At 66.7% G+C, this 14,842-nt stretch carries 16 protein-coding genes; 11 read left to right on the top strand and 5 right to left on the bottom strand.

Annotated features, from left to right (window positions below; genetic code table 11):
* Positions 1–5: 5 nt before the first annotated feature.
* Positions 6–482 (bottom strand): DUF2834 domain-containing protein, encoded by a 477-nt coding sequence (locus tag TX88_RS23935; RefSeq protein ID WP_044520412.1) that lies wholly within the window; start codon positions 480–482, stop codon positions 6–8.
* A 90-nt stretch (positions 483–572) separates the two neighbouring features.
* Here TX88_RS23935 and TX88_RS23930 point away from each other — a divergent pair, with 90 nt between their 5' ends.
* Together TX88_RS23930 and TX88_RS23925 are read left to right on the top strand one after the other, a co-directional pair.
* Complete coding sequence (locus TX88_RS23930; RefSeq protein WP_044520411.1) at positions 573–1,178, top strand: TetR/AcrR family transcriptional regulator; 606 nt, start codon at positions 573–575, stop codon at positions 1,176–1,178.
* A 73-nt stretch (positions 1,179–1,251) separates the two neighbouring features.
* Positions 1,252–2,808, top strand: coding sequence for a phytoene desaturase family protein (locus TX88_RS23925; protein WP_044520407.1), 1,557 nt, complete (start codon positions 1,252–1,254; stop codon positions 2,806–2,808).
* Here TX88_RS23925 and TX88_RS23920 read toward each other — a convergent pair.
* Positions 2,805–3,152, bottom strand: coding sequence for a UBP-type zinc finger domain-containing protein (locus TX88_RS23920; protein ID WP_044520406.1), 348 nt, complete (start codon positions 3,150–3,152; stop codon positions 2,805–2,807). The genes TX88_RS23925 and TX88_RS23920 overlap by 4 nt on opposite strands.
* A gap of 33 nt (positions 3,153–3,185) precedes the next feature.
* On the opposite strand from TX88_RS23920, the gene TX88_RS23915 reads away from it, so the two are divergent.
* Positions 3,186–3,626, top strand: a complete 441-nt coding sequence (locus TX88_RS23915) for an SRPBCC family protein (RefSeq protein WP_044520405.1) — start codon at positions 3,186–3,188, stop codon at positions 3,624–3,626.
* Between the two features lie 3 nt (positions 3,627–3,629).
* Here TX88_RS23915 and TX88_RS23910 read toward each other — a convergent pair whose 3' ends face one another.
* Together TX88_RS23910 and TX88_RS23905 are read right to left on the bottom strand one after the other, a co-directional pair.
* Positions 3,630–4,109: an Hcp family type VI secretion system effector gene (locus TX88_RS23910; protein ID WP_044520403.1), complete on the bottom strand. Its 480-nt coding sequence runs from the start codon at positions 4,107–4,109 to the stop codon at positions 3,630–3,632.
* 113 nt (positions 4,110–4,222) lie between these two features.
* Positions 4,223–5,890, bottom strand: coding sequence for an alpha-keto acid decarboxylase family protein (locus tag TX88_RS23905; RefSeq protein WP_044520401.1), 1,668 nt, complete (start codon positions 5,888–5,890; stop codon positions 4,223–4,225).
* A 17-nt stretch (positions 5,891–5,907) separates the two neighbouring features.
* Between TX88_RS23905 and TX88_RS23900 the strand changes: the two genes are divergently transcribed.
* From TX88_RS23900 to TX88_RS23880, 5 genes are all read left to right on the top strand, one after another.
* Positions 5,908–6,990, top strand: a complete 1,083-nt coding sequence (locus TX88_RS23900; RefSeq protein ID WP_044520399.1) for a CaiB/BaiF CoA transferase family protein — start codon at positions 5,908–5,910, stop codon at positions 6,988–6,990.
* A gap of 59 nt (positions 6,991–7,049) precedes the next feature.
* Positions 7,050–7,955: a universal stress protein gene (locus TX88_RS23895; protein WP_044521834.1), complete on the top strand. Its 906-nt coding sequence runs from the start codon at positions 7,050–7,052 to the stop codon at positions 7,953–7,955.
* Positions 7,948–8,826: a universal stress protein gene (locus TX88_RS23890; RefSeq protein ID WP_044520395.1), complete on the top strand. Its 879-nt coding sequence runs from the start codon at positions 7,948–7,950 to the stop codon at positions 8,824–8,826. The genes TX88_RS23895 and TX88_RS23890 overlap by 8 nt, the downstream gene beginning before the upstream one ends.
* A gap of 63 nt (positions 8,827–8,889) precedes the next feature.
* On the top strand, positions 8,890–9,333 hold the full coding sequence (locus tag TX88_RS23885) for an SRPBCC family protein (RefSeq protein WP_044520392.1): 444 nt from the start codon (positions 8,890–8,892) through the stop codon (positions 9,331–9,333).
* A gap of 67 nt (positions 9,334–9,400) precedes the next feature.
* A complete protein-coding gene (locus tag TX88_RS23880; RefSeq protein WP_044520389.1) occupies positions 9,401–10,318 on the top strand; it encodes a TIGR03564 family F420-dependent LLM class oxidoreductase in 918 nt (305 codons plus the stop codon).
* On the opposite strand, the gene TX88_RS23875 is transcribed toward TX88_RS23880, so the two are convergent.
* A complete protein-coding gene (locus tag TX88_RS23875) occupies positions 10,315–11,874 on the bottom strand; it encodes a sensor domain-containing protein (RefSeq protein ID WP_044520388.1) in 1,560 nt (519 codons plus the stop codon). The genes TX88_RS23880 and TX88_RS23875 overlap by 4 nt on opposite strands.
* Before the next feature lie 18 nt (positions 11,875–11,892).
* Here TX88_RS23875 and TX88_RS34375 point away from each other — a divergent pair, with 18 nt between their 5' ends.
* From TX88_RS34375 to TX88_RS23865, 3 genes are all read left to right on the top strand, one after another.
* Positions 11,893–12,033, top strand: a complete 141-nt coding sequence (locus tag TX88_RS34375; RefSeq protein WP_162563208.1) for a hypothetical protein — start codon at positions 11,893–11,895, stop codon at positions 12,031–12,033.
* 381 nt (positions 12,034–12,414) lie between these two features.
* Complete coding sequence (locus TX88_RS23870) at positions 12,415–13,110, top strand: GntR family transcriptional regulator (protein WP_044520385.1); 696 nt, start codon at positions 12,415–12,417, stop codon at positions 13,108–13,110.
* Between the two features lie 95 nt (positions 13,111–13,205).
* The gene (locus TX88_RS23865; RefSeq protein WP_044520383.1) at positions 13,206–14,732 is read left to right on the top strand and encodes an NCS1 family nucleobase:cation symporter-1; all 1,527 of its coding nucleotides are present in this window, start codon (positions 13,206–13,208) and stop codon (positions 14,730–14,732) included.
* The last annotated feature ends 110 nt before the right edge of the window (positions 14,733–14,842 follow it).

Below are 14,842 nucleotides of genomic sequence, written 5' to 3'. Positions count from 1 at the left end.
GTCCGTCAGCTGACCGCGACCTCGGCCTGCTGGTGGCGGCGCTGCCGTTCGATGGTGGCGAAGTAGAAGGCGAATGCGAACGCGAAGCTGGTGAACAGGCTCGCCACGAAGAACAACCAGGGGTGGCGGATGCCGCGGCGCAGTCCGTCGATGATCGTGAACAGCGGCAGCAGAATGACATTGGCGATCGTGTAGTCGGCGCTGGCCGAGGCGGCCGCGGGGTTGGTGTACCCGAGCGCGATGAACTCCTGCCAACTTCCCGGGCCCCAGATCGGGTTGCCGTCCGGTTGGGCGTACTGCGCGACGAATTGCATGTTGAAGTACCAGCAGATCGGGATCGAGGCGAGGCCGACGAGGTAGTACGCCAGCTCGACGCGGGACAGCGCCGGCCCGGGTGGGCGCGAGAAGACGTGTGGGTTGAGTCGGATGACGAGCGCGACGACGGCCACGCCCAGAACTGCATGAACGATGATCGACACCATGGCGTGAGCACACTCGCGTTCTCAAGTTTTGTCAATATTGACATTCCGTGCGTCCCGAGGATCGATCGGCCGTGCGGTAATTTCACTGTCATGGTCAGGCCCGCGCAGACCGCGCGCAGTGAGCGCACGCGCGAGGCGCTGCGGCAGGCCGCATTGGTGCGGTTCCTCGCCCAGGGCGTCGAGGACACCTCGGCCGAGCAGATCGCGGCGGACGCCGGCGTGTCCCTGCGGACCTTCTACCGGCACTTCACGTCCAAGCACGATCTGCTGTTCGCCGATTACGACGCGGGTCTGCACTGGTTCCGAGCCGCGCTGGCCGAGCGTCCGGCGACCGAATCGATCCTCGACTCGGTGCAGTCCGCGGTCCTGGCGTTCCCGTACGACGTCGACGCGGTGACCAAGATCGCCAGCATGCGCGCGGTCGAACTCGACCCCGACCGGATCGTGCGGCACATCCGCCAGGTGGAATCCGACTTCGCCGACGCGGTGGCCGAACTGCTGGTGGCACGCCGGGGTCAGGTGCCGCAGGGGGACGACCGGCTACGGATCGTGGTGACGGCAAGAGCTGTCGCGGCCGCGGTGTTCGGCGCCATGGAGTTGTGGATGGTCGGCGACGAGGCCGGGGAACGTTCACTGCCCGAACTGGCGCGGATGTGCCGGGCCGGGCTGGAAGCGCTGCGAACCGGTCTGGATTGACGACCTGGGTCAACCGACCTCCGATGTTTTGTCATTATTGACAAAACATCGGGTGCGGTGTCAGCCTCGATCGATGGCGGACTACGACGCAATCGTGATCGGCGCCGGGCACAACGGGCTGGCCGCTGCGGCCCTGTTGGCGCGGGCGGGAATGCGCACCCTGTGCCTGGAAGCCAAGCGGTACGCCGGGGGCATGGCCTCCACGGTCGAGCTGTTCGACGGCTACCGGTTCGAGATCGCCGGGTCGCTGCAGTTCCCCACCTCGGCGGTGGTCAGCACCGAACTCGGGCTGGACACCTTGCCGACGGTGGACCTGGGGGTCATGTCGGTGTCGCTGCGCGGAATCGGTGACCCGCCGGTCGTCTACTACGCCGACCCGATGAAAATGCTCGGCCACCTCGGTGAGGTCCACGGTGCCGACGCGGTGGCCGGGATGGCCGGCTTGATGGCATGGAGCCTGGCGCCCACCCGGGCGCTGGGCCGATTCGACGCGGGGCGCCCGCCCCGCACACTGGACGAGATGTATGCGTGCGCCACAACGGAATCCGAGCGCGCAGCGATCGATGACCTGCTGTTCGGATCGGTCAGCGATGTCCTGGACAGGTATCTGCCGGACCGGGACAAGCACGGTGCCCTGCGCGGCATGCTGGCCTTCCTTGCGATCAACACCACCTACCGCGGGCCCGAGACGCCGGGCAGCGCAGCGGCCCTCGCCTATGGGCTGGCGGTGCCCGACGAGAACGCCATGCTGATGAAGAAGCTGGTCGGCGGGATCGGCGCCCTGACCGAACACCTGCACACCATGCTCACTGACGCTGGTGGTGAGCTACGCCTGCGCAGCAGTGTCGATCGCATATCGGTCGACGGCGGCCGGATCACCGGAGTGCGGCTGGAGGACGGCACGACGATCACCGCGCCCGTCGTGGTGTCGGCGATCGCCCCGGACACCACGGTCACCAAGCTGATCGATCCCGAGGCGCTGCCGGCCGAGGCGCGTGAACGGTTCACCCGCATCGACCACCGCGGCAGCTACCTGCAGATGCATTTCGCCCTCGACGGAGCCCCCACGTTCGAGGCTCCCTACGAGATGCTCAACGATCCTGAAATGCAGGCGGCCATCGGCCTTTTCAGTACTCCCGAAGAGCTCCAGCAGCAATGGCAGGATGCCCGCCACGGGATCGTGCCCGCAGATCCTGCGATCGCCTTCCAGATCCCGTCGGCCCACGATTCCACGTTGGCCCCGGCAGGCAAGCACGCCGCCTCGGCGTTCGCGCTGTGGTTCCCGGTCGAGGAGTCGGCAACCGGGTACGGCGAGCTCAAGGCCGAGATGGGCCGGCGTGTCATCGAGAAGATCGCCAGGCTGGCACCGGATTTCGAGCGCCGGATCATCCGCCACACCACATTCACCCCGCGCCACATGGGAACCATGTTCGGTGCACCGGGCGGCGACTACTGCCACGGCCTGATCCATCCCGAGCAGATGGGCCCCAACCGTCCCGGCCCCAGAGGATATGTCGGTCAACCGATTCCCATTGACGGGCTCTATCTGGGCAGCGCCGGTTGTCACGGCGGTCCGGGTATCACGTTCATCCCGGGCTACAACGCCGCCAAGGCGGTGCTGGGCGACTAGCGGTTGCTCAGCTGGTCGGCCCAATCCTTGGGCACGTGCCCCTTGGGTCCGGGCACCGGCTGGTCTTTGGGATGATGCTGGGGCGGCGCGAGGTCGGGCCCGTCGTAGTACTGGTTGGTCTCGAAGTTCCAGAACCAGTCCTCGCCCGGCTCGAAGGACCGGATGATCGGATGCCCGGTCTCGCGCCAATGCGCCGACGCGTGACGGGCCAGCGAATCATCACAGCACCCGATGTGGCCGCACGCCGCGCAGCGCCGCAGGTGCACCCACCAGCCTCCTGCCGCGGTGCACTCCGCACATCCGGTTCCGCTGGGTCGAGCAGTGGGATCGACGGCATTGCTCATATTCGTGAGCGTAGCCCCGAGTAATCTCACCGCATGGCAACCAGCGATTCCCGTGAAGTAGTCATCGAGGCAACCCCGCAGGAGATCCTCGACGTTGTCGCCGATGTCGAGGCGACCCCCAGCTGGTCCCCGCAGTACCAGCGCGCCGAGATCCTCGAGACCTACGACGACGGCCGGCCCAAGCAGGTCAAGATGACGGTCAAGGCCGCCGGCCTGACCGACGAGCAGGTGATCGAATACACCTGGAGCGAGAACAAGGTCAGCTGGACCCTCGTGCGCGCCGGTCAGCTCAAGGCGCAGGACGCCAGCTACACCCTGACTCCCGCCGGCGACAAGACCAAGGTCCGGTTCGACATCACCATCGATCTGTCGGTGCCGCTGCCGGGCTTCATCCTGAAGCGGACCATGAAGGGTGGTGTGGAGACCGCCACCGAAGGCCTGCGCAAGCAGGTGCTCAAGGTCAAGAAGGGCTGAGCGTCAGCCAGCCTGGTTCGTGCGCACGTCGAAGATGAAATGCTGGCCCTCGTCGAAGGATCCGTCAGGACGCCTCCGTCGATAGAGCAGGTCGACCTTCCCGAACCGGAGACTCACCGTTTCGGTGTACGGCGCGACCTCCGCGCCGTTCTGGGTGACGGCCGTGATCGTCACGTCGCTGAGCTTGATCGTCAGATAGTCCTGCTGATTCTCGCCGGCCTTGCGGTGGCTGATCGTCGCCTGCGCGAGATGCCGCCCGGTGGCGCAGGTCAACAGCAGCGCTGGTGTGGCGCTGTCGATGGTGTGGACGATCAGCAGATCCTGAAACGTCGCCTTGCCCGCACCCCCGCCGCCGCCCGGTGCCGCGGATCCGGTGTTGGCGACGCCCCACGAGAACGACGCCACGTCGATCTCGTCCGGATGCCTGGCATCGACCGATTCACCCTTGATGTCACCGATTTTCGCGAAGATTTCTGTGGCCATCGGACGTCTCCCTGTGAGGTCAGCGATTTCAACTGCCATTCCATCCGGGTGGGAGCGCCGCGGATAGCGTAGCGGCCTACTCGAATCCGAAGATTCCAGCCGGACCGCCGGGACTAGCTCGAATTGGCGTCCGAGGCGGACTGTGCCAACTCGGTCAGCAGGGGCGGGATGTCCATCCGGCCCAGCATCACCTCGACGAACACCATGCGGTCGGGCGCGGCCGCCGCGGTCCTCAGCGCGTCGTCGAGTTCGCCGTAGGTGCTGACCCGGAAGGTGAGCGCATCGGGGACGCCCAGCGCCGCGGGCAGTTCTGTCCAGCGCCATCCGGTGATGTCGTTGTATTCGGCTGTGACGCCGTGGATCGCGCGTTCGACGGTGTATCCGTCGTTGTTGACCACCACCACGACGGGTGCCAGGCCCTCGCGGCCGAAGGCGCCCAACTCCTGGATGGTCAGCTGGGCGGCGCCGTCACCGATGAGCAACACCGTGCGGCGGTCCCGATCGGCCAGCCCGGCGCCGAGCGCGGCTGGAAGGGTGTAGCCGATCGAGCCCCACAGGGGTTGGCCGATGAACGTCACCCCGGAGGCCAACCGGTGCCCGGCCATCCCGTAGAACGACGTGCCCTGATCGGCGAGCACCACGTTGCCCGGCGTCAGCGCTTCAGAAAGCCTGTCCCACAGGGATTCCTGAGTCAGGGCGGCCTCCCGGACGGGTGGGTCGGCGTGCGTACGGGCCGGGACCGCGGGCAGCGCCGGTGAGGTGATGCCGCGTTCGGTGAGGATTGCGGTGATGGCGTCGAGCGCGGCCGACATGTCCAGTGGGGCGAACACCTGCCCGGACACCACACTCTGGTTGACGCCGATGTCGATGGTGCGCGCCGGGTCGATGCGTTGGCTGAAGAACCCGCTGACCATGTCCGTGAACAGCACTCCCGCGGTCACCAGCACGGGCGCGCCCTCGATCGCCTCGCGCACCGAATCCTCGCTGGCCGCACCGGCATAGATGCCCAGATAGTTCGGTGAGCTCTCGTCGACCAGGCTCTTGCCCCACATCAGCGTCGCGTGGCCGACGGTGTCCGCCGCCAGCAGCGCGCTGAGTTCGTCGACGCAGTCCAGCCGGTGCACCAGGAAGTCGGCGAGCACGGTCAGCCGGTGGTCACCGATCAGCTCGGCGGCTGCCGCGGTGAACATGGACAGGGCGCGCGGACTCGTGCCACCGGTGTAGCGGGGCAACGGCGCAGCGGGAGGTTCGGTGGGGAACCGGGCCACATCCGTGGCGATCAGCAGGTAGCCGGGCCGCTTCTGCTCACGGACCTCTGAGAGCACCCGGTCGATCTCGCGGGTCGCCGTCGCGGGCGCGAGATTGGCCTGTGCACAGGTGATCTCGCGGCTCATCCGCAGGAAGTGTTCGAAGTCGCCGTCGCCGAGGGTGTGGTGCACGATGCGCCGTGCTCCCTGGGAGTCCTTCGAAGGGGCACCGACGATGTGGACCACCGGGACGTGTTCGGCGTAACTGCCCGCGACCGCGTTGGCAGCCGACAATTCGCCGACCCCGAATGTGGTGACCAGGGCGGCCATCCCGCGCAGCCGTCCGTAGCCGTCGGCCGCGTAGCCGGCGTTGAGCTCGTTGGCGCCGCCGATCCAGTTCATCTGCGGGTGGGCCAGGACGTGGTCGAGGAATTCCAGCTGATAGTCGCCTGGGACGCCGAAGACCTCGGTCACCCCGAGTTCCGCGAGGCGGTCCAGCAGATAGTCACCGACGGTGTAGAGGTTTTCGCCCATCCCTTAGTGTGCCTCGCATGACCAACACCGGACCGCTCGCCGGAGTGCGAGTTATCGAACTCGGCGGCATCGGCCCCGGGCCACACGCCGCGATGATGCTGTCGGACCTGGGTGCCGACGTGGTGCGGGTGCGCCGACCGGGTGGCCTGACCATGCCCGCCGAGAACGTCGACCTGCTGCATCGCGGCAAGCGCATCGTCGATCTCGACGTGAAGAACGAACCGGGAAAGCTGCTGGATCTGGTCGCCAAAGCCGATGTGTTGTTGGACTGTTTCCGGCCGGGCACCTGTGAGCGCCTCGGCATCGGCCCGGCGGAGTGCGAGGCCGTCAACCCGCGGCTGGTCTTCGCCCGGATCACCGGCTGGGGTCAGGACGGGCCGCTGGCCACCACGGCCGGCCACGACATCAACTACCTGTCGCAGACGGGCGCCCTCTCGGCGATCGGTTACCGCGACCGCCCGCCCGTGGCGCCGCTGAACCTCGTCGCCGATTTCGGTGGCGGCTCGATGCTCGTCGTCATCGGCATCGTCACCGCGCTGTACGAGCGGGAACGTTCCGGCAAGGGCCAGGTCATCGACGCCGCGATGGTCGACGGGGTCAGCATGCTGTCGCAGATGATGTGGACCATGCGGGCCACCGGATCGTTGCGCGACGAGCGCGAGTCCTTCCTGCTCGACGGCGGTGCCCCGTACTACCGGACCTATGAGACCTCCGATGGCGGCTACATGGCGGTCGGGTCGATCGAGCCGCAGTTCTTCGCACAGTTGGTGGCGGGTCTCGGCCTGGACCCAGGTGAGATCCCCGGGCAGTTCGAGCTGGCCCGTTACGACGAGATGCGCGCCATCTTCACCGAGCGTTTCGCCACCAAGACCCGCGACGAGTGGACCGCGATCTTCGCAGGCACCGACGCCTGCGTGACACCGGTGCTCACCTGGGGTGAAGCGGCCGAGAGTAAGCATCTGCTGGACCGGTCGACGCTGATCACCGTCGACGGTGTCGCGCAAGCCGCCCCGGCTCCGCGGTTCTCCCGGACCGCGCCGGGAACACCAGGCCGGCCGCCGCAGTCGAGCACCGACATCGCCGACATCGGCTGGACCTGATTGGCACTTAGAGTCTTTGGTCCCTGGCCATAGTGACGCTCAGCAGCCACGATGAAGGAGTGACTTCCTCGAACGCTCCCGTAGTGGTTGGAATCGACGGCAGTGATGGCGCGCTTGATGCGGCCCGGTGGGCAGGTGCGGTCGCCGTGCGGTTCGGCGTACCGCTGCGCATCGTGCACGCACTACCGTCCGTCGGCCGGAATCTGACGCAGACCGCAGCGGCGTTCACCGCGGCGATGATGTCCTACCAGCGCGACATGGCCGAGGCGTTCCTCAAGGCCGCCGATGAAGCCGTGCGTAGCGATCATCCCGACCTGTCCGTGTCCACCGTCTCGTTCAACGAACCCGCCGACCAGGTGCTGATCGACGCCAGCGCCGACGCGAGCCTCGTCGTCCTCGGCGGTAAGAAGGTAACCCCGGCCGCGGCGCTGCTGCTGGGGTCGACGGCGCTGTCGGTGGCGACCCGAGCGGCGTGCCCGGTGGTCGCCTTCCGTGGCGAGAAGGTGGCTCCAGGTGACGGCCCCGTCGTCGTCGGGGTCGACGACAGCCCTGCCGCGCAGGCCGGGCTGGAGACGGCGTTCGAGTTCGCCGACCGGTTCGGGCTGGCGGTCAACGCCGTGCGCTCGTTGTCTCTGGCCGCACCGGCCGAGACTGGTGTCACCATCCCGCTGCTGATCGACTGGGACGGCATAGAGTCCGCTGAACTGGCCGATCTCACCGAGACCGTCGACGTCCACAACAAGCGCCACCCGGGCGTCGACGCCAAGTGTTTCGTCGAGCCGGAATCGCCCGGCAAGGCGCTGCTCAAGCATGTCGACGACTCGGGACTCGTGGTGGTCGGGTCCCGGGGCCGCAACGCCCTGGCCGGTGTGTTCCTCGGGTCGACCAGCCTGAACCTGCTGCACCACAGCCCGGTGCCGGTGATGATCTGCCGTGCTGCGCCACAAGGAGATTCGGATGAGTGAACATGACGTCCGCCACGGCATCGTCGTCGGGGTCGACGGGTCGCCCTCGTCGGACGCAGCGGTGGCCTGGGCGGCTCGCGCCGCCGTGTTGCGGGGCGTCGGGCTCACGCTGGTACACGCGCTCCCCGGCGCTGCGTCACCGGTCTGGTTGGATGTCGCGTTGCCCCAGGACTATTGGGACTATCAGGATCAGCGCGGCCAGGAGGTCCTCGATGATGCGCGCCGCGTTGCGGTCGAGACCATCGCCGGCCACCAGGAACCCCGGATCATCGCGAAGGCGGTGCCCGGACACGCGGTGGCCACGCTGATCGACTACTCGCGGAATGCCGATCTGGTGGTCGTGGGTTCCCGCGGCCTGAGCAAATGGGGTCGCCGGTTGCTCGGCTCGGTCAGCTCGAGCCTCGCGGCTCATGCCCACGGGCCGGTCGCGGTGATCCCCGACAACGATCATCCGGCGGACGGGCCCGTGGTGGTCGGTGTCGACGGGTCGCGTGCCTCCGAATACGCCACCGAAATCGCCTTCGATGAGGCGTCCCGCCGCGGTGTGGAGCTCGTGGTGGTGCACACCTGGACTGATCTGAACTTCGAGTTCCCCGACGTGAAGTGGGAAGACCTGAGCTCTGAAGCCGAGCGTGCGCTCGCCGAGCAGTTGGCCGGGTGGTGCGAGCGCTATCCCGATGTGGCGGTGCGACGCGTGGTCATGCCCGACAAGCCGGCCCGGCAATTGCTGGCTCAGGCCGAAACCGCACAGTTGGTGGTCGTCGGCAATCGCGGACGCGGTGGATTCACCGGGTTGCTGCTCGGATCGGTCAGTTCCGCGGTCGTCCATTCCGCCGCAGCGCCGGTGATCGTCGCCCGGCAACCCAGCTAACCTCCCTCGTTTCGCATCGCAGAACCACCGCCATGAGCGGCACGCTTCGCTAGATTCGGAGACGTGGCCGTTCAGGCATCACGCGAGGTGGTCTTCGACGCCTCGCCGGAGGCGATCATGGAGGTGCTCGCCGATGTCGACGCGCTGCCGACCTGGTCTGTACTGCACCGACGCGTCAAGATCCTCGACCGGTATCCCGACGGCAAACCCCACCATGTCAAGGCGACGATGAGGTTGCTGGGCATCACGGACAAAGAGCTGCTCGAATTCCACTGGGGCGACCATTGGATGGTGTGGGATGCCCAACCCAACCTGCAGCAGCGCGGGCAGCACGTCGAATACAACCTGACACCAGAGGTGGACAAGACGCGGGTGCGGTTCGACGTGATCGTCGACCTCGCGATGCCGATCCCGGAGTTCCTCATCAACCGTGCGAGGACACTCGTTCTCGATGTCGCCATCGATCGGTTGCGCCAGCGCGTCATGAGTAACTCACGGCGGGCCTAGAAGCGCGGATATCGCGCAGCGTGAGCAGAACGGAATAGCCCGGACTGCTGTGCCGGTTGGTGCCGGTATGCCGACCGGAGTCGTCCTCACCCTGAACCCGTCCGCCCCCAACGTCGTCGACGCCGCGATCTCACAGGCCCGCACCGCCTACGCGGCCGGGGTCCGTCAGATCTGGCTCGCCCAGCAGTTCGACGTCGACGCCATCACGTTGGCCGCGCTGATCGGCGCTGCCGTCCCGGGTCTCGGCGTGGGCACCTCGGTGGTGCCGGTCAATCCCCGCCACCCACTGCTGGTGGCCTCCGCTGCGCAGACGGCGCAGGCCGCCGCGCACGGCAACTTCACGCTGGGGCTCGGTCTGGGTTCGCACGCACCTGAACACCAGGCCTTCGGCACCGCCTGGCCCGACCCGGTGGGCCGGCTGCGTGAACACCTGCGGGTGCTGCGGGCGATCTTCGATGAACGCGCCGTCGACTTCCACGGCACCGCGTTCACCGCCAACCCCGAGTGGCCGGTGCACGTGCCCGGCGGAACCCCGGTCCCGGTGTACGTCGCCGCGATGGGGCCGAAGGCCCTTCGGGTCACCGGAGAATTGGCCGATGGCACACTGCCGTATCTCGCCGGACCGCGCACGGTGGGGGAGTTCATCGTGCCGACGATCACCGCGGCGGCCACGGCGGTGGGCCGGCCGCAACCCCGGGTGGTGGCCATGGTGCCGGCGCTCGTCTCCGACGACGCGGACGCCGCCCGCAGCGCCGCCGCACAGCAACTGGCGTTCTACGAGACCATCCCGTCATATCAGAAAGTCATTGCCCGCGAACAGGTTTCCAGTGTCGCTGAACTGGCGGCCGTCGGGTCGGCGGCGCAAGTGCGCGAGCAGCTGCAACGTTATCTCGACGCCGGGGCCACCGATGTGGCGCTCAGTCCGATCCGGACCGAGCCGGAGGATCTGGCCGCGTTGTGGGCGGTGGCCGCCACGCTGCCCTAGTAGTCGGTGGGTATCCGGTTCCGCACGTCGTAGGCGACTGCGGCCGCCTGAGACGGCTCCTTCGCGCCACAGAGGTCGACCGCGACGACGATATTGGATTTGGCGGCCAGGGCCTGGGCACAGTCCGCGGCCGCGTTGGTTGCGGTCGAATCGGTCACTGACAGAACGCTTTTCTGCACCACGCGGGTACCGATGGTGCGGGCCTGAGCCTCGCCGTGCCGGTATACGGCGGTGGTCTTGCCCGCGCAGTAACCCCAATGTTCCTGGACCGCAGTCATGAAATTCTCGGCTGCAGCGGGGTCAGGGAAGATCATGGCCCGCTGTTGCAACCGCACCCGGCCGGACGGTCCGGCGCCGGTGATCTCGCGTTCCCGCGTCGCTGCGACGACTTTGGGGTACGGCGGCAGTGCCGCCGGCAGGGCGGATGGATCACCTTCGGGTACACAACCTTTCGATGAGGAGGGATTCCCGTTGGCGGGTGCGGTGTCGCTGTTCGTGTCAGGGCCGGTAACGCTGAGACTGCCGGCGCCAACGAGCTCCTGTGCCCTCTCGGGACCGATCAGGATCGGTTCGAGGTCAGACTGCTGGTAGGTGCGAACCACCTCCGGGCATTGCCAGAACTCGTCGACCGTCCACCCTTTCACCACGGGTGTCGAGTCCACCACGGACGTGACGCGGTGTGTCGCGTCAGGCGTCACGGTGATGGCGTAACCCTGTTCCCGTGACCACCTGGCCGGCACCAGCACGTAGCGGCCGGCGTGTGCTTCCAGGACACGAAGGCATTGGTAGCGGTAGACCGGCGCAGCAGGTGGTCCTTGGGCCGGTAGCACCGTCATCTTCACCAGGTTGTCCGGAATGTTCAGCGCCTCGGTGGTATCGACTTGTACCGCGGTGTAGTCGCCGTCGGCCGCCCACAGTCTGCCTGCGGCATCCGCGCCGTTGTGCTTGCCCTGATCGACGGCGTAGAGATCGGTGGCCCAGAACAGTGCCACCACCAGGCCCGCAACCGCCAGCGCGAGCAGTATCCGCTCGGCCATCTTGGGTAGCCGGCCGCGGCCGGTGAGGGTGAGAGTCCAATAGCCGGCGACCAGAAGTACGATTCCGGCAGCGATCGTCGCCGCCATGTACATGTCGGGGGGATTGTCGACCACCGTCTTGATCAGGCTGCGATCGGACACCAGCCACACCACGGCGACGATCAAGCCCACCGCGCCCAGGCCTGTCAAGAGCCATGCGATGTTGCGTAGCAACGTGATTCGCCGCCCGGTGGCCGCCCAGTGCCGAAAAGCCACCGTCAGTACCACGAGGATCGCCAGAACGATCAGGACCCGCAACGACGCGAAGAAGAACGTCCCGATGGTGGTGACCACGTAGTCCGCCGACGTGTAGCCCACGGTTCCTGGATCAACGCCGAAGTAGTGCAACCGATTGCGGATCGCGAGCAGGCCGAAGAAGTAGCACAATCCGGTGATCAGTGATGTCGGCGCGACCACCAGGGCCGCGAGGCTGAGCCACCGCTCCGCCGATTGGGTGAGCGACTTGGCGTCCTCGCTCACGTCGGTGGCGCCTGCTGCGTGGTGGGAACCGACGTCGTCGGAAGGTTGTCCGCGGTCGGTGTCGGCGGCGTGGTCAGCGTCGGGGTCGGCAATGTCGTCGACGGCTCCGACGTCGGCGCCGGTAGCGTCGTGCTCGTCGACGTCGTCGTACTGGTGTAGCCATCCGGGTTCGTGGTGGTTGTGGGGGCTTTGTAGGTGGTGATCGGCCCTGACACGGTGGTCGTGGTCGACGGCAGTGTGGCGCTCCCACTCGCCGGGGGCGGGGGCGGCGGCGGATCATTCTTGGTCTCGCTACACGCCACCGCCAGCACCGCGGCAGCAGCGACCGCCGTGAGGCCGGCAGCGCGCCCAAGCGTTGTCGATCCGAGGTTCATCACGCCTCCCACCAGTGTCTTTACGATGGTGGCAAATTTGGTGAGGTTCTGCGCGAGTATCGGACTACTCGAATCGGGGTCGATCAGTGCGATTCCTACCGAACCTGAGGCTTCGGCTACCGCTCCGTGGAGCGGTGGCGGCCAGACTGGCTTAGCATGTGGCCGTATGCGGGCTCTGCGGCGATCGGCCCTGCTCGAACAGCTTGTGACGGCCGGCCACTCGCAGCAGGCGGTCCTCGATGAGCTGCGCCGGGCCATCCTCGACGGCGGGGTGCCGCCGGGTACACCGATTCCGCTCGCCGAGGTGGCTGACGCGTTCGGGGTCAGTCAGATCCCGGTGCGAGAGGCGCTGAAAACCCTGATCGGCGAGGGCCTGGTGGCGCACCGCCGAAATTCGGGCTACCGGGTGGCGCTGCTGACCGCTCCGGAACTCCGCGAAATGTACATCGTGCGTGAGACTTTGGAGTCGGCTTCGTTGGCGGCTGCGGTGGCCAACGCATCGGACACCGACCGTGCCGCAGCGGTCGCGGTGAATCACCTGCTGCAACAGGCGATCGCCGATGACGATGCCGTGGCCTATCACCGCCAGAGCCGCAACTTCCACGCCGCCCTGACCCGGCCGTCCCGTATGCACCGGCTGCTGCACATGCTCGAAGCCGCCTGGAACGTCACCGAACCCGTCCAGACGATGGTCCACGTCAGTCCGGCGGCCCGGGCTCAGTTGCATGCCGACCATGGCGAGATGCTCGACGCTTTCCTGGCCGGCGACGCCGACCGCTTGGTCTCGGTCTCCGAACTGCATGCCGCGCGACTCAACGCCGTGATCGCCACTCTGCCCACCCGCACAGGGTTGTTGGCGTAGCCGGCCGAATGCAAATGCCGAAATATATTATTCGCGAAATTAAGGCATAGCTCCGGTGAAATAGCCGGGAAACACAAGGTTCCTAGCGTCGGTCCATGACCGACACCGTTGTATCCCAAACCGTGGGTGCCGCAGATCTCGTCGAGGCGGCCGGCCATCCGGTCGGCAGCGGTGAGATCAAACCGGGCTACGACCCACGGCTGACCAATGAAGATCTGGCCCCACTGCGCAAACAGACCTGGGGTTCCTACAACATCTTCGCGTTCTGGATGTCCGACGTGCACAGCGTGGGCGGCTATGTCACGGCCGGCAGCCTGTTCGCGCTGGGCCTGGCCAGCTGGCAGGTGCTGGCGGCGTTGCTGATCGGCATCACGATCGTCTACTTCCTGTGCAATCTGGTGGCCAAGCCGAGCCAGGTCGCCGGGGTGCCCTATCCAGTGATCTGCCGCACGGTGTTCGGGGTGCTCGGCGCCAACATCCCGGCCATCATCCGCGGACTGATCGCGGTCGCCTGGTACGGCATCCAGACGTTCCTGGCCTCGGCGGCCCTGGACATCGTGCTGGTCAAGCTGTTCCCGGCGCTGGCGCCGTATGCAGTGGTCGCCGACTACGGGTTCGCCGGGCTGTCCCTGCTGGGCTGGGGCAGCTTCCTGCTGCTGTGGGTGCTGCAGGCCTGTGTGTTCTGGCGCGGAATGGAATCCATCCGCCGGTTCATCGATTTCTGTGGCCCGGCCGTCTACGTCGTGATGTTCGTCCTGTGCGGATATCTGATCTCCAAGGCTGGGTGGGGCGCCATCGACCTCAACCTCGGCGACGTCAACTACACCGGCTGGGCGTCGGTGCCGGTGATGCTCGGGGCGATCGCCCTTGTGGTGTCCTACTTCTCCGGCCCGATGCTCAACTTCGGTGACTTCTCCCGGTACGGAAAGACTTTCGCGGCGGTCAAGCGGGGCAACTTCCTGGGCCTGCCGCTGAACTTCCTCGTGTTCTCGGTGCTAGTGGTGGTGACCGCTTCGCTGACGCTGCCGGTATTCGGCGAGCTGATCACCGATCCGGTCCAGACCGTGGCCCGCATCGACAGCACGTTCGCGATCGTGTTGGGCGCGTTGACCTTCACCATCGCGACCATCGGCATCAACATCGTCGCCAACTTCATCAGTCCGGCCTTCGACTTCTCCAACGTCAGCCCACAACGGATCAGCTGGCGGGCCGGTGGCATGATCGCAGCTGTCGGGTCGGTGCTGATCACCCCGTGGAATCTCTACAACAACCCCGAGGTCATTCACTACACGCTGGAGACGTTGGGTGCATTCATCGGTCCGCTGTTCGGTGTGCTGATCGCCGATTTCTACCTGGTGCGCAAGCAGAAGGTCGTGGTGGACGACCTCTTCACCATGGATGAGTCCGGAAAATACTGGTACAGAAAGGGATACAACAAGGTGGCGGTGATCGCGACGGTGGCCGGCGCAGTGCTCGCGGTCATCCCGGTACTGCTGGGCGGCAGCGTGGCCGGCATGCACACCGCCGCTCAATACAGCTGGTTCATCGGCTGTGGTGTGGCCCTGGGCCTCTACTGCCTACTGGCCCCGCGGGACTCGAGGGTCGCAGCGTCATTGTCCTGAGCCGGGAGGATAGGGGCCTGCTCCCGTGCGGTGGTGACGACAGGCCCTACGCGAACCGCCGGAGCCGACCGGTGTAGCGCGCATCGCACCAGTCCGAACCGGACAAGACG

This window comes from Mycolicibacterium septicum DSM 44393, from assembly GCF_000455325.1.
GTDB classification, from domain to species: domain Bacteria; phylum Actinomycetota; class Actinomycetes; order Mycobacteriales; family Mycobacteriaceae; genus Mycobacterium; species Mycobacterium septicum.
This window is presented reverse-complemented; position numbering and strand designations above follow the sequence as displayed.

Bases quoted from the DNA above. Each gene is read 5' to 3' on its own strand.
- TX88_RS23920 (WP_044520406.1), bottom strand. From the start codon at position 3,152: ATGAGCAATGCCGTCGATCCCACTGCTCGACCCAGCGGAACCGGATGT.
- TX88_RS23915 (WP_044520405.1), top strand. From the start codon at position 3,186: ATGGCAACCAGCGATTCCCGTGAAGTAGTCATCGAGGCAACCCCGCAG.
- TX88_RS23930 (WP_044520411.1), top strand. From the start codon at position 573: ATGGTCAGGCCCGCGCAGACCGCGCGCAGTGAGCGCACGCGCGAGGCG.
- TX88_RS23900 (WP_044520399.1), top strand. From the start codon at position 5,908: ATGACCAACACCGGACCGCTCGCCGGAGTGCGAGTTATCGAACTCGGC.
- TX88_RS23890 (WP_044520395.1), top strand. From the start codon at position 7,948: ATGAGTGAACATGACGTCCGCCACGGCATCGTCGTCGGGGTCGACGGG.
- TX88_RS23865 (WP_044520383.1), top strand. From the start codon at position 13,206: ATGACCGACACCGTTGTATCCCAAACCGTGGGTGCCGCAGATCTCGTC.
- TX88_RS23910 (WP_044520403.1), bottom strand. From the start codon at position 4,109: ATGGCCACAGAAATCTTCGCGAAAATCGGTGACATCAAGGGTGAATCG.
- TX88_RS23925 (WP_044520407.1), top strand. From the start codon at position 1,252: ATGGCGGACTACGACGCAATCGTGATCGGCGCCGGGCACAACGGGCTG.
- TX88_RS23870 (WP_044520385.1), top strand. From the start codon at position 12,415: ATGCGGGCTCTGCGGCGATCGGCCCTGCTCGAACAGCTTGTGACGGCC.
- TX88_RS23905 (WP_044520401.1), bottom strand. From the start codon at position 5,890: ATGGGCGAAAACCTCTACACCGTCGGTGACTATCTGCTGGACCGCCTC.
- TX88_RS23935 (WP_044520412.1), bottom strand. From the start codon at position 482: ATGGTGTCGATCATCGTTCATGCAGTTCTGGGCGTGGCCGTCGTCGCG.
- TX88_RS23880 (WP_044520389.1), top strand. From the start codon at position 9,401: ATGCCGACCGGAGTCGTCCTCACCCTGAACCCGTCCGCCCCCAACGTC.